The 12778-nt window shown below is 62.0% G+C and carries 15 protein-coding genes; 1 reads left to right on the top strand and 14 read right to left on the bottom strand.

Annotated elements, in window-relative coordinates; all coding sequences use genetic code 11:
• Positions 1 to 117: 117 nt before the first annotated feature.
• From ABIE16_RS20925 to ABIE16_RS20910, 4 genes are all read right to left on the bottom strand, one after another.
• Positions 118 to 381, bottom strand: coding sequence for a DUF6124 family protein (locus ABIE16_RS20925; RefSeq protein WP_090452716.1), 264 nt, complete (start codon positions 379 to 381; stop codon positions 118 to 120).
• A 589-nt stretch (positions 382 to 970) separates the two neighbouring features.
• Positions 971 to 1258 carry an addiction module antidote protein gene (locus ABIE16_RS20920; RefSeq protein WP_007943750.1) on the bottom strand — a complete coding sequence of 96 codons (288 nt, stop codon included), beginning with the start codon at positions 1256 to 1258 and terminating at the stop codon, positions 971 to 973.
• Positions 1255 to 1560 (bottom strand): type II toxin-antitoxin system RelE/ParE family toxin, encoded by a 306-nt coding sequence (locus ABIE16_RS20915; protein ID WP_090452714.1) that lies wholly within the window; start codon positions 1558 to 1560, stop codon positions 1255 to 1257. The genes ABIE16_RS20920 and ABIE16_RS20915 overlap by 4 nt, the downstream gene beginning before the upstream one ends.
• 90 nt (positions 1561 to 1650) lie before the next feature.
• Complete coding sequence (locus tag ABIE16_RS20910) at positions 1651 to 2553, bottom strand: LysR substrate-binding domain-containing protein (protein ID WP_429521847.1); 903 nt, start codon at positions 2551 to 2553, stop codon at positions 1651 to 1653.
• 118 nt (positions 2554 to 2671) lie between these two features.
• On the opposite strand from ABIE16_RS20910, the gene ABIE16_RS20905 reads away from it, so the two are divergent.
• Entirely contained in the window at positions 2672 to 3952 is a 1281-nt protein-coding gene (locus ABIE16_RS20905) for an MFS transporter (protein ID WP_057712332.1), read from the top strand.
• Here ABIE16_RS20905 and gspM read toward each other — a convergent pair.
• From gspM to gspD, 10 genes are read right to left on the bottom strand one after another with little or no spacing between them, the layout of a single operon-like run.
• Positions 3945 to 4376: a type II secretion system protein GspM gene (gene gspM / locus ABIE16_RS20900; protein ID WP_429521846.1), complete on the bottom strand. Its 432-nt coding sequence runs from the start codon at positions 4374 to 4376 to the stop codon at positions 3945 to 3947. The genes ABIE16_RS20905 and gspM overlap by 8 nt on opposite strands.
• On the bottom strand, positions 4373 to 5479 hold the full coding sequence (gene gspL / locus ABIE16_RS20895; RefSeq protein ID WP_429521845.1) for a type II secretion system protein GspL: 1107 nt from the start codon (positions 5477 to 5479) through the stop codon (positions 4373 to 4375). The genes gspM and gspL overlap by 4 nt, the downstream gene beginning before the upstream one ends.
• Positions 5476 to 6327 carry a type II secretion system protein GspK gene (locus ABIE16_RS20890; protein WP_429521844.1) on the bottom strand — a complete coding sequence of 284 codons (852 nt, stop codon included), beginning with the start codon at positions 6325 to 6327 and terminating at the stop codon, positions 5476 to 5478. The genes gspL and ABIE16_RS20890 overlap by 4 nt, the downstream gene beginning before the upstream one ends.
• Positions 6324 to 6866 carry a type II secretion system protein GspJ gene (locus ABIE16_RS20885; RefSeq protein WP_429521843.1) on the bottom strand — a complete coding sequence of 181 codons (543 nt, stop codon included), beginning with the start codon at positions 6864 to 6866 and terminating at the stop codon, positions 6324 to 6326. The genes ABIE16_RS20890 and ABIE16_RS20885 overlap by 4 nt, the downstream gene beginning before the upstream one ends.
• Entirely contained in the window at positions 6859 to 7242 is a 384-nt protein-coding gene (gspI, locus tag ABIE16_RS20880) for a type II secretion system minor pseudopilin GspI (RefSeq protein ID WP_429521842.1), read from the bottom strand. The genes ABIE16_RS20885 and gspI overlap by 8 nt, the downstream gene beginning before the upstream one ends.
• Positions 7235 to 7702, bottom strand: a complete 468-nt coding sequence (gspH, locus tag ABIE16_RS20875; RefSeq protein WP_429521841.1) for a type II secretion system minor pseudopilin GspH — start codon at positions 7700 to 7702, stop codon at positions 7235 to 7237. The genes gspI and gspH overlap by 8 nt, the downstream gene beginning before the upstream one ends.
• Before the next feature lie 3 nt (positions 7703 to 7705).
• Positions 7706 to 8161 (bottom strand): type II secretion system major pseudopilin GspG, encoded by a 456-nt coding sequence (gspG, locus tag ABIE16_RS20870; protein ID WP_429521840.1) that lies wholly within the window; start codon positions 8159 to 8161, stop codon positions 7706 to 7708.
• 3 nt (positions 8162 to 8164) lie between these two features.
• Complete coding sequence (gene gspF, locus ABIE16_RS20865; protein ID WP_429521839.1) at positions 8165 to 9370, bottom strand: type II secretion system inner membrane protein GspF; 1206 nt, start codon at positions 9368 to 9370, stop codon at positions 8165 to 8167.
• 3 nt (positions 9371 to 9373) lie between these two features.
• Positions 9374 to 10846 carry a type II secretion system ATPase GspE gene (gspE, locus tag ABIE16_RS20860; protein ID WP_429521838.1) on the bottom strand — a complete coding sequence of 491 codons (1473 nt, stop codon included), beginning with the start codon at positions 10844 to 10846 and terminating at the stop codon, positions 9374 to 9376.
• 4 nt (positions 10847 to 10850) lie between these two features.
• Positions 10851 to 12770, bottom strand: a complete 1920-nt coding sequence (gspD, locus tag ABIE16_RS20855) for a type II secretion system secretin GspD (RefSeq protein WP_429521837.1) — start codon at positions 12768 to 12770, stop codon at positions 10851 to 10853.
• Positions 12771 to 12778: the final 8 nt, after the last annotated feature.

The following is a 12778-nucleotide window of genomic DNA, read 5'->3' as shown; positions in this document are numbered from 1 at the left end:
AAATATTTTCCCTGTGGGAGCGAGCTTGCTCGCGAAAAACGTCCGGGCAACGCGTTCATTCAGGCTGCCCGCGTTATCGTTGACGTCCATCGCGAGCAGGCTCGCTCCTACAGAGGTTTACGGTGGGTCGAGGTTATCCAGCACCCGATTCACCGCCAGCTCCCCCAACATGATCGACTGCTGAATCCCCAACAGTGTGTGGCCCTGTGATCCCTTCAGGCCTCTGGCGAAGTCACTGGCCATGACATTGGCTGATGCCAGCGACATACAGGCGTATTCCAGCAAGGTGTGGTTGTCGATGTCGGGGGCAATGAGGAAGATCGTGCCGGGTTGGCGTGGCGCGTCTGGATCGGTATCCGGTGGCTTTGGCGTATGGGTCATGATTCAGCGTCCTGAAAAAGAAGGGTGGCAGCTGTACGCAGGTTAGTAGACCGGTCCACATCAATCCGGCGCACCCGAAGGCGCCCTGCGCACAGCTACCGTCAAGGGCAGGTATAGAGATACCTGCCTATCAGGAGCGCCAATGCGCTAGATATGGAAAGCGGGCTACTAAACCCGACCACTGACAATCAGTGACGCGAATCAAGTTAGCGATGCCCCTCAAAGCGCACAAGCCGGCGGATTCTGGAGTAGTTGTAGGTAACGCCGCAAGGCGCTGTAGCCTGTCGGAAGCACTTCAGAAAAGTCCCACAAACAGTGGTGAAGCTTCTGATCTTCTGTAGGAGCGAGCCTGCTCGCGATGGTCGTTAACGATGACGCGTGTTTCCTGGATTAACGCGGCGTTCTTTAGTTCATCGCGAGCAGGCTCGCTCCTACAGTCAAAAACCCAGAAACGACAAAGGGCGCCTTTCGGCGCCCCTTCACAGACAGGTCGGCTTGTCATCGCCCTGTACCTGCCTGGCTCTGCGATAGCTGGTTGCCCAGGATCCTCAGAGTCTCACAAGCCCCTTTCGGGAACATTGGCAGTAATTCAGGTGCTGGCGTGTAATTTCAAGCCCAATGCCTTAACGACTTTCAGGATGGTGCCGAACTCCGGATTCCCCTCACCTGACAATGCACGATAAAGACTTTCCCGAGAAAGCCCCGCATCCCGTGCGACCTGAGTCATGCCGCGAGCACGTGCAATAGTCCCTAGTGCTTTGGCGATGAACGCAGGGTCATCTCCCGCCTCTTCCATGCAAGCATCCAGGTAATTAGCCATGTCCTCTTCGGTCTTGAGGTACTCGGCAGAGTCCCAGCGAGTGAATTGTTCGGTCATGGGTTTTGCTCCTGCCAGGATTTCGCAATGAGCCTGGCTTGTTTGATGTCACGGGGTTGGCTGCTTTTGTCTCCGCCACAAAGGAGAATGACCAACTGGCTGCCTTGCTGCATGAAATAGATCCGATAACCGGGACCATAGTCGATACGTGCTTCACTCAACCCTTCTCCGATGGCTTTTACATCACCGAAATTCCCATCGGCCATGCGGTCAATTCGCACCTGAATACGCATCCTGGCGCGACTATCGGCCAGCTTTAACAGCCAGCCAGAGAATGTTGAACTTCGAAGGATCTCCGTCATGCACCGAGTGTAGCCGTTGAGCTACACCCGCTCAACCAGTCTTTCTGATGTGTCGACGCCCGGCAGACAAATCAATTCACTGCAAAGCAGTCACACCTCCAACGGCTCAACTTTCCGCGTCAACAACTCCACAAACGCCTTGGCCATCGCCGACTTCTGATCCTTGCGCTGCACCAGCCACACCGCTGACACCGCCGCCGGATCCAGCAGCGGTCGATAGACCACGCCATCAATGCGCATCCGCTGATAAGACGCCGGCAGCACCGACACACCAAGCCCCGCCGCCACCAGCCCGATGATGGTCATCGCCTCGCCGGCCTCCTGGGCGAAGTGCGGGCTGAAGCCGGAGTCCCGGGCCAGGCTGAGCAGCTGCGCATACAGGCCACTGCCGTAGCTGCGTGGAAAAAACACAAAGGGCTCAAGCGCCAGGGCAGACAGGAACAAGCCCTCCTCGCTGCCCTCGACCAGCGGATGCTTGGAACTGAGCACCGCGACCAGCGGCTCGCGCATCAGTTCGACCACGCTGAGGCAATCCGGCAGCCCGAGCGGGCGCATGATCCCGACTTCAATCGACTCGTCCACCAGCGCATCGGCCACCTGGGTGCTGCTCATTTCCCGCAGGTTCAGGTGCACCGCCGGGAAGCGCTGGCGGAAAGAGAAAATCGCTTGGGGAATGGTCGAGTTGAAGGGTGCCGACGAGGTGAAGCCGATTTTCAGCTCACCCAACTCGCCCAGTTGCGCCCGTCGCGCGACATCCGCCGCTTTGTCGACCTGCGCCAGCACCAGCCGCGCCTCTTCCAGGAACAGCCGACCGGCCTCGCTCAGCTCGACCCGACGATTGGTTCGCTCGAACAACCGGGCGCCGACTTCCTGTTCCAGCGCCTGAATTTGCTGGCTCAGCGGTGGCTGGGAGATACCCAGCACTTGTGCGGCGCGGCCGAAATGCAGTTCTTCGGCGACGGCGATGAAGTAGCGCAGATGACGCAATTCCATGGAAACCCCATTAGGTCGTAAAAGCTATCAAACAGGTCGAACAATATATTGGATTGAATCATTAGCCAGCTATATGCTTTTTTCACTGCCTGACCGGCTGCGCCCTCCGAGGTCCCACGTGAAAACTGCTGTCGCCCCACTCGCCCATGAAGTTTCACCTTCAGCGCCGGACGCTATCGCCGCTGAGCTGGCGGAGATCTACATCGAAAAAGGCACCCCGGCGTTCATGCGCACGGTGCTGGCGTTGTTCTGCGGCGGCTTCGCGACTTTCGCCCTGCTCTACTGCGTGCAGCCGATGATGCCGCTGCTGTCCGACGAGTACTCCATCAACGCGGCGCAAAGCAGCCTGATCCTGTCTATCGCCACCGGCATGCTTGCCATCGGCCTGCTGATCACTGGCCCGATTTCCGACCGTATCGGACGTAAACCGGTGATGGTGGCAGCACTGTTCGCCGCTGCGCTGTGCACCATGGCCAGTGCAATGATGCCGAGCTGGCACGGTGTGCTGCTGATGCGTGCGCTGATTGGATTGTCGTTGAGCGGTCTGGCGGCGGTCGCCATGACCTACCTGAGCGAAGAGATCCACCCACAGCACATCGGCCTTGCCATGGGTTTGTACATCGGTGGCAACGCGATTGGCGGGATGAGCGGACGCTTGATCACCGGGGTATTGATCGACTTCGTCAGCTGGCACACGGCGATGCTGGTGATCGGTGGCCTGGCGCTGATTGCCGCGGCGGTGTTCTGGAAAATCCTCCCCGAATCGCGCAACTTCCGCGCCCGCTCGCTGCATCCGCGCAGCCTGCTCGACGGTTTCACCATGCACTTTCGCGACGCTGGCCTGCCGCTACTGTTTCTAGAAGCCTTTGTGCTGATGGGCGCGTTCGTCACGCTGTTCAACTACATCGGCTACCGCCTGCTGGCCGCGCCGTACCACATGGAACAGGCCTTCGTCGGGTTGCTGTCGGTGGTGTACCTGTCCGGCATCTACAGTTCAGCGAAAATCGGCTCGCTGGCCGACCAACTCGGCCGCCGCAAAGTGCTCTGGAGCACCATCGCGCTGATGATCGGTGGTCTCGCCCTGACGATGTTTACGCCATTGCCGCTGGTGATCATCGGCATGCTGATCTTTACCTTCGGCTTCTTCGGCGCCCACTCGGTGGCCAGCAGCTGGATCGGTCGCCGCGCCACCAGGGCCAAGGGGCAAGCATCGTCCTTGTACCTGTTCAGCTACTACGCCGGGGGAAGCATCGCCGGTACGGTGGGTGGCGTGTTCTGGCACCTGGGCGGCTGGAACGGGATCGGGTTGTTCATCGGCACGCTGCTGGTGATTGCGCTGCTGATCGCGTTGAAGCTGGCGAAGTTACCGTTGTTGCCGCAGAACACCTCGGCTACTTGAGCACCACCCGCGCCTCCAGGGCATCGTCACGCTTCTCCAGCGTCAGGGTTTGTAGCGCGACGCCATCGCGCTCGATCCCATCGAGCCACTGCATCAAGGGTTGCGCGTTGCCATTGAGGGTCACGCGAAGCAGATCGATTTCACTCTCCATCTGACGGATTTCCAGCCCCGCCGCCGTGGCACTTTCGCTGATGCGCAGCGATAGCGGTTTTTCGCTGTCGACGGGGACATGGCTGCGCGGTAACGCCCGTTGCAGTTGCGCGGCCAGCACCGCCTGCTGTTGATACTGTCGCTCGACTGTTTCCAACCGCTGCCGGGTCGGTTGCCAGATCAGGCTGAAAGCCACAACCGCCAACAAAAAAGCCCCCGATACCTGCAACAGCCGCTGTTCTCGCACGGAAATGCGCCGCCATGCCTGCTTCATGCCTCGTCCTCCACGGTGAGGGTGGCGTGCACCCGGTCAGCGGCTTTGTTCGCGCTGTCGAGCCTCACGGGCGTGCCTTGTTGTCGCCCGCGTTCCCGCAACTGCTCCAGCTCGGTAAAGCCGCTGGCGGTCAGCTGGATTTTCCAGCCTTCGCCTGCTCGAAACTCAATGCGTCGGACCTCGACCGGACTGGCGCCGATCACCTGTTCGATCAACTGGACCAGCCCTGCAATGCGGGTGTTTTGCGATTCGACAGGCTGGCTTTGCAGGGCCTTGAGTTGCGCGGCCATGTCGACGATGCGGCTTTGCTCCGGGTAGAGCGTCTTGAATCGCAGTTCATTCTGGATTGCGAGGCGGCTGGCTTCGCTGTCGAGGAAGCGAATCCGCGTTTCGCTGGCACCCCAGGTCAACAGCGCCAGCATCAACAGCGCCCACCCGCCGGCACGCCAGGGCAGACGCTTGCCCCGTAGGGCGAATGCGCCTTGCAGCAGGTTGATGGCCCGGGTCGGGCGCTGAGTCAGGCATTGGTCGATGACGGCGGGGGACTCTCGCTCATCCAGCCATTGCATGTCCTTGGGTAATGACTGAGTGAGCAACTTCAGGTCGTCTTGCGACATCGCCAGGCGCGCCGACAGGCCTGCACCCAACAACCAGCGCCCGAACCACCAGGCGCCGCACGGCTGATCGCCGGACAACAGATCGGCATCGACGAACACCCCGCGCACCTCAATACCCGCCTCGCGCAGCAAGTCGAGCACAGCGGCCAACCGCTCGCGGCCAATGACCATGACCGGGTAGCAGCCTTCACGATCACGAGCGCCAACGCTCAGATGCACAACTTCCAGCGCTTCACTCAGTTGATCTTCCACGGCGTAGGCCATGGCCTGGGCTTCGGGCCTGCGTCGCGAAGGCCATGGCTCGCTGCGAACCCAACTGCACAGTTCCATGGGCAGCAGCACATCGACCGCCTGCCCCTGCAATGCCGAGGCCGCCTGATTCAGTGGCATCGGCTGACGTTGACAGGTTGGCGACCACAGGACGCAGGGCCAAAGGCCGGATGGCGCGTCCTGCCCCTCGGCGGTCAGGTAAAGCCAAGTGTTCATCGCGGTCTCTCGTGGCTACTCATGGGAAGAAAACGTCGTTGCAGCACCGTCAGCTGTCGAGCCTTGGGGTCGTGCCCGACATCCGTGGCCAGGTGCTGTTCGCGCCCGTCCCGGGTCACCTGCACCCTTATCCGATACCAGCGGCTTTGGGTACCAAGTCCGTGATTGCTCAGGCCCTGCCCGGAGAGCAACGGGTCCTGGGTAAACGCCTGGACGCTCGCCCAGGGCGTGGTTGCCGCCTGATGCGCCAGCGCATCGGCGGTCGCGGCGTCCACCTCGCCGAGTGTTCTCAACAGCAGCGCCGGCGCGGTGTTGATGTTCAAGGCGGTGTCGGTGGGCAGCAGTGCCACCCAGGGCTCCAGCCGCTGCAGCAGGCGAGCGTCAATGCCAGGCAGCAAGCGCAGCTGGCTCAGTTCCTCCAGCGGTCCCACCTGGCTCAGTTGCAGAGGAGGCAGTTCGAGCAGTTCGAGCAGGCGCGCCCAACGGTTGAGGGTGACCTGATCCACCTGCCCCTGGCGTAACAACGCATTGAGATTGAAACGCCCGGCGAGGTCATCGATATCAATTCGGATCTGCGCATCTTCAACGTCGAAACCCGGCGCCATGGCCGTCCAGCCTTGAAACCGCTCGACGGGTTTTTCCGCGTCCTGTAACGCGTCGCGCAACAGCAACAACGCCCAGGTTTCCCCGTCCGATGCGAGCTGCCGCAGCTGTATCTGCAGCAACTGTTGCCCACTGCTTTGCAGCGAAAGGTGATGGCTGCGCAACAAGCCGCCGGTGATCAGCAGCGCCAGGCTCATGACCAGCAATACACTGATCAACGCAATGCCGCGTTGGCGCCCGCTCATGGCAATGCACCCGGCATCGGCAACACCCGACGAATCGATTTGAAGCGCCCGGCCGAGATTTGCACCTCCAGCGCCATGAGCGCCTTCGTATCCTGCCCGGCCGACCATTGAGCGACCCAGCCGGACTGGCTGTCGAACAAACGCCAGCGCAACTCACGAACGCCTTCGAGCAGTCTTTGCCGTTGCACGAACTCCGTACCTTCGCCCTGGCTTTCGCGCCACAGCACGCTGCCTTCGAGTCGATAGGTCAGCATCTGGCGCTCACTGCGCGGTTGGTCCAGAGGATTGCGCCAGTGACTGCGCTGGAACTGAAAAAGCGGCGGTGCGAGCACCATCGGCTGCGCAGCGACGTGCAGCAGATCCCGCTCGATCACCGCCATCGCGCGTTGCAGGTTCCTCAGCTCTCGCTCGTGGGCCGCCGTGCCCTGTTGCACTCGCAGCACGCTATCGAACAAGCCCCAACTGGCCAGCCCCAGCACGGCGAAGATGGCCATGGCGATGACCAGCTCCAGCAAGGTGAACCCACGCTGCCTACTCATGGCTCGCGGGTATCCAACCGCTGGCACGATACAACGCGTGCGCACTGTTCGCCGGGCTGACCTGAATGTCGACCTGGAGTAAACGCAGATCGCGGGTGACGCTGATGTGCTGTTGCAGCACCCAGTCGCGCTGATCCATGGACACGACCTGTTGTTGCTGGCCGGCCATCAGGCCGGATTGCAGGCGTAGCTCGTTCAATCGGTTGTCCGCCAGCCACGCCGCGAACAGCCGTGTCTCGACGGCGTTGCGCTGCTTCACCGCATATTGACTGGCCGACAGCACGGCTGCCGCCAGTGTCGCGAAGACCGCCAGGGCCACCATGATTTCCAGCAGCGTGAAGCCGCCCATGGACGACAAGGATGACCGGCTAGCCATCGATCGCCACCTCGCCGATGCCATCGCCGGACAGGCTCAACCAGGTCCTGTTGCCGGACTCGAATGTCAGCGTGAAGGCACTGGTTTCATCGTTGCTGAGCAACAGCAACTGCGGCGGTCCTTCTTCGGCGTCCAGCCCTACCGCATAGCCGTCCTGCTGCAAACGTACTCGCACGCTCAGGGGCCAGTCAGTCAGTTCCTTCACCGGCTCCCACCCACGAACTCCCAGATGCATCAGCCGGTAGCCACGGGCACTCAGCCGCAGGCCATATTCCTGGCCTTCGAACACCGCACGCTCACGCAACTGATAAATCACCTGAACCATCGCTTCGGCTTCCTGCCTGACCTCGCGCGCGGGACTGCCCCCACCGACAAAGCTCACCATGCCCAGCAAGACGCCAACCACGACAATCACGATCATCAGTTCCAATAACGTAAACCCCCGACAGCGGTAACCCACGGATCAATGGCCCCAATTGCCGATTTCGGCGGCAAACCCTTCGCCGCCCGCTACGCCATCAGCGCCCAGGGAATACAGGTCGTAAGTTCCGTCTACCGACCGCACACCCGGGTTGAGGTACTGATAAGGCGTGTTCCACGGGTCGACCGGCATGCTCTTAAGGTAGCCCTGAGGGTTCCAGCCACGCGCCACGGGCAGTCCGGAGGGGCGCTTGACCAACGCTTCCAGGCCTTGCTGGGTCGATGGGTAATGGGCGTTGTCGAGGCGATACATTTCCAGGGCTGTGGCGATGGCCTGGATATCGATTCTGGCGGCAGTGACCTTGGCTTGATCGGGGCGACTCATGAACTGTGGCACCACGATAGCCCCCAGCACGCCGATGATGACTACCACCACCATGATTTCGATCAGGGTAAAACCGCGTTGCACACGGGAAAGGCTTTTGCGGACAGGTTGCATGGATCAATTCACCAATTGGTTGAGGCTGAGAATCGGGAGCAGGATGGCCATGACGATCAGCAGCACGACGCCGCCCATCAACACCAGCATGGCCGGCTCGAAGAGGCCCACCACCAGCGCAATGCGCGCGGCGAGGCTGTTTTCCTGTTGTTCGGCGGCCCGGGCCAGCATGCGGTCGAGTTCGCCGGCACGTTCGCCGCTGGCGATCATGTGCAGCATCATCGGCGGGATGTCACCGCTCAGCTCCAGGCCACGGGTCAGCGTTGCGCCTTCGCGGACCGAGCGGGCGACATCGACCATCCGCGCGCGGATGGTCAAGTTGCCGATGACCGCAGCAGCAATTTCCAGGGCATCCACCAACGGCACGGCACTTTTGCCGAGGATTGCCAGGGTGCTGGCAAACCGTGCGGCTTCCATGGCACGCAGCACTTCACCGAGGACTGGCGCATTCAGCACCCAACGATGCCAGCGCAGGCGCCACTGCGGCTGCTGCCAGCTCCAGCGCCACAGGCCGAACAGCGTCGCCAGCAAGCCCATCAACAACAGGAAATGGTTGCGCAGGCCGTTGCTCACGCCGATCAGTGCCTGGGTCAACCAGGGCAGCGTCTGGCCGCTGTCGACGAAGATCTTCACCACATCCGGTACCACATAACCAAGCAGAAAACCGACGATTGCCAAGCTGGCCAACATCAGGATCAACGGGTACACCAGGGCCATCTGGATCTTTTGCCGCGAGGCCTGGCGGGCCTGGGTGTAGGCCGCCAGTTGCTCCAGCACATGGCCCAGATGCCCCGAGCGTTCCCCGGCGGCCACGGTGGCGCGGAACAACTCGGGGAAGGCCCTGGAAAACTGCCCCAATGCCGAGGCCAGTGCGTGGCCTTCCATCACCCGGCCTCTGACCGCCCAGAGCAAGCTCGCAACCTTGCGCTTCGAGCTCTGCTTCGCCACCGCATCGAGCGCTTCCTCCAGGGGTAGTCCGGCCTGAACCAGCGTTGACAGTTGCAACGTCAACAACGCCAGATCAGCAGCACTCAGGCGTCCACCTCGCGACTGCTGACCCGCACCGCCGCCCCTGACCTCGGTCAAGACACGCGGCCACAAACCACGTTCACGTAACAACTGTCGCCCATGGCGGGGCCCATCGGCCTCCAGCCGTCCCTTGCAGGATCGTCCCTGGGCATCGCGGGCGCGGTAGTCGAAGGTCGGCACCGGTCAGTTCTCCTGGGTCACACGCAGCAACTCATCGAGACTGGTCAATCCTTCCAGCACCCGCTGGCGCCCGTCCTGGAACAGGCTGCGCGAGACCTTGCGCGTTTCGTCGACGAGGATTTGCTCGCTGGCGCCCTGATGGATCAGCGCCGAGACGGCGGGTGTGACGCTGATCAGCTCGTAAATGCCAATGCGGCCGCGATAGCCGTGCTGGCACCGTTCGCAGCCCGAGGCCTTGAACAGGGTGTGCGGCGTGCTCGTGTCGAGCCCAAGACGCTGGCAGGCCGCCGCATCGGCGAGGTACGAAACCTTGCAATGGGGGCACAAGGTGCGCAACAGACGCTGGGCCAGAACGCCCACCAGCGAGGACGCCAGCAGATAGGCATCGACGCCCATGTCTACCAGCCGCGTGACCGCGCCGGCCGCGCTGTTGGTGTGCAAGGTCGAGAGCACCAGATGCCCGGTCAAGGACGCCTGGACAGCGATTTCGGCGGTTTCGCGGTCACGGATTTCGCCAACCATCACCACGTCCGGGTCCTGGCGCAAGATCGCCCGCAGGCCCCGGGCGAAGGTCATGTCGACCTTCGGATTGACCGGCATCTGGCCGACACCCGGCAGGTGGTATTCGATCGGGTCTTCGACCGTGAGGATGTTGCGGGTCTGGTCGTTCAGGCTGCTCAGGGCGGCGTACAGGCTGGTGGTCTTGCCGGAACCGGTCGGCCCGGTCACCAGCACAATACCGTGGGGCTTGCCCAACAGATGGCGCAGGGCCGCGAGGATATCGTCCGGCATGCCCAGCCGGTGCAGGTCCAGGCGCCCGGCCTGCTTGTCGAGCAAACGCAGCACCACCCGTTCGCCGTGGGCCGAAGGCAGCGTCGAGACCCGCACATCGACTTCATGCCCGGCCAGGCGCAACGCCATTCGCCCATCCTGGGGTACGCGTTTTTCCGCGATGTCCAGGCGCGCCATGACCTTGATCCGCGACACCAGCAGTGTCGCCAGTTCGCGCTTGGGCCTGAGCATTTCACGCAGTTGGCCATCCACCCGCATACGCACCGACAGGTACTGTTCGAAGGTTTCCAGGTGCACATCCGAGGCATGCTCACGCACCGCTTCACCGAGCAACGCGTTGATCAGGCGAATGATCGGCGCGTCGCCCTGTTGCTCCAGCAGGTCGGCGGTTTGCGGGACCTGATCGACCAGGCTGAGCAAGTCCAGTTCTTCGTCCAGCCCTTGGGCAACTTGCTCCACCGCACTGCGCCCCTCGCGATAGGCCGCCGCCAGGCGCGAGGCGTACTCATCGGCCCCGACGATTTGAAACGGCAACGCCCGTCCGCACACCCGGCGCGCTTCCGCCAATGCGGTGAGCGGCGCATCACTACGCAGGGCAAGGCGCAGGTCGTCGCCGTCATGCTCCAGCAACACACCAAAACGCCGGGCGAAGCCGAAGGGCAATTGCTCGCAGAGTTCGCTCATGGATTCACTGCGCCTTGCCGCGCAAATCGAACACTGGCGCGTCGGTGGCCGGTTCGAACAACCCGCGCGCCTCGGATGGCAGCAACAACGAGTTGTTTTCCCCCGCCCCTGATTTGCTCAAGTCACGCAGCGCGTTGTAACGCTGCTGGCTGACCTGGGACAGGTCTTCCTTGCTGCGCACGATGGTCGGGCGCAAGAACACCATCAGGTTGCTTTTGGTCTGGGTGTCACGATTCCAGCGGAAGATAGCGCCGAGGTAGGGAATGTCCCGCAACAGCGGCACGCCGCTTTTCTGGGTACGCACGCTGTCCCTGATCAGGCCGCCGATCACGATGATTTCGCCATCGTCGGCGAGGATGGTGCTCTTGAGCGCTCGCTTGTTGGTGATCAGGTCCGAGGAATCAATGCCCGACACCGAAGGCGCGATGTCCGACACCTCCTGCTCGACCTCCAGGCGTAACGTCGAGCCTTCGTTGATGTAAGGCTTGATCTTCAGGCTGATGCCGACGTCCTTGCGCTCGACGGTGGTGAACGGATTCTCCGCGCCGTTGCTGTTGGTGGCATAGGAGCCGGTCTTGAACGGCACGTTCTGGCCGACGATGATTTCGGCTTCCTGATTGTCCAGGGTCAACAGGCTTGGCGTGGACAGCAGGTTGCTGTGGGTGTTGCTGGCCAGGGCCGAAACCAGCGCACCGAAGCGGTCGCCGCCCAGTTGCAGGATCGCCCCTTCCGGCGCCGATCTTTTCTCGTCGAACTTCAGCCCGCCGATGATCGGAATGTCGGTGCCGGGAAAGTTGATGAAGCCCTTGGCGTCACCCGTGTTGAGGTTCCACTGCACGCCGACGGCCTCGGCGATGTCGCCGGAGATTTCGACGATGGCGGCATGGATCAACACCTGGGCCCGTGGCTGGTCCAGCTGACGCACGATGTTTTCGATGGTCCGCACCTGCGCGGGTTCGGCGATCAGCACCAGCGCGTTCTGGCTTTCGTCGGCCTTGATCATGAAGCTTGCACCGCCAGACGTGTCCTTGGCGCTGCCGACGACGGAAGTCTGCTTTCTGCCCTGCCCCATCGACTCCAGAATCTCGGCCAACTGCTTGGCATCGCTGTGACGCAGGCGAATCACCCGGGCATTGTCGAGGGTCGTGGTGGCCGGCGTATCGAGACCTCGGGCCAGCTCGATCAGCCGCTGGCGGACGACCGGCGGGCCAATGAAAATCAGGCGGTTGGTCCTGGTGTCGGCCAGCACCTGTATGGCTGACTCGGCATTGCGCTTGCCCATGGAGGCCTCGATCACCGGCGCGACATCGCCCGCCTGGGCATGCTTGAGCTGGACCACCGCGTGCAGGTTGTTCTGACCGGAATCCAGTTCACGGATCACCCGGGCGATGCGCTTCACATTTGCGGCCGTATCGGTCAGCACCAACGCGTTGGCCGACACCGAGGGGCCGACATAACCATTGGCAGAGACCAATGGCCGCACCAACCCGGCAATATCGGTGGCGCTACCGGTGTTCAACGCGATGACCTCGGTCACGAACTGCGACGCCGTGGTGGTTTTTACCGTGCCCTGGCCGGCCCGTGTCCTGGCCTCGGCAACCGGGGTGATGAGAATCCGGTCGCCCTCATCGATCACTGTGAAGTTATGGGCATCGAGCACCGAATAGAACAACCGGCGCACCCCTTCACGATCGAGGGCCTGCCGGGACATGACGGTGATTCGACCGGAGACTTTGGGGTCCAGTACCACGGTGGTCCCGAGAATGTTGGAGATCTCTTCGACGATGTCGCGCAGCTCTGCGTTGTTCATCGCCAGTTGCCATTTTTCTTCCTCGGCCTGAAGTGTGCCTTGGGAAAGCGTTAGCGCCATGGCGACGAAAAAAAGCACCGGCCGCAGTGCTTGTGCACCGAGAAAGCTATTCATGAAGTTGA

Source organism: Pseudomonas sp. 2725, assembly GCF_050434585.1.
Lineage (GTDB): Bacteria > Pseudomonadota > Gammaproteobacteria > Pseudomonadales > Pseudomonadaceae > Aquipseudomonas > Aquipseudomonas jessenii.
This window is presented reverse-complemented; position numbering and strand designations above follow the sequence as displayed.